This is a genomic window from Bacillus cereus group sp. BfR-BA-01310 (assembly GCF_022664325.1).
GTDB lineage: Bacteria > Bacillota > Bacilli > Bacillales > Bacillaceae_G > Bacillus_A > Bacillus_A paramycoides.
Genome location: NZ_JAKUHD010000105.1, coordinates 1 through 381, shown reverse-complemented (window position 1 = coordinate 381; position 381 = coordinate 1). Strand labels below are relative to the sequence as shown.

Genomic DNA, 381 nt, shown 5'->3' with positions numbered 1-381 from the left:
GACAATGACTTGTTTACCGTACCATGTTGCTTTATATTCCAACATGGTTCGAAACTGTGACCATGATACCTCACTAATCGCTTTTGCTAACTTATGATTCTTTAACATATTCGATACTTGCAAATCTTCTATACCGATAACATCGTGGTTTTTGATGATTTCAGTTGAGATTTTGTCCAAGTAATCTTTTCTAGCGTTTGTCATATATTCATGAATTCTAGCAACCTTTATTCGTTGTTTATTCCAGCGAGAAGATCCTTTCGTTCTTCTAGAAAGAACACGCTGTGCTTTGGCTAACTTCTCTTCTAATGATCGAAAAAACTTCGGATTTTTATAGGTTGTTCCATCTGACAAAATGGCAAAATCTTTTAGTCCTACATC

At 35.2% G+C, this 381-nt stretch carries 1 protein-coding gene; it reads right to left on the bottom strand.

Translation table 11 applies throughout. The features are described 5' to 3' along the window. On the bottom strand, positions 1–381 hold a 381-nt coding region (locus tag MR109_RS29830; protein WP_242274868.1), incomplete at both ends, for an RNA-guided endonuclease TnpB family protein.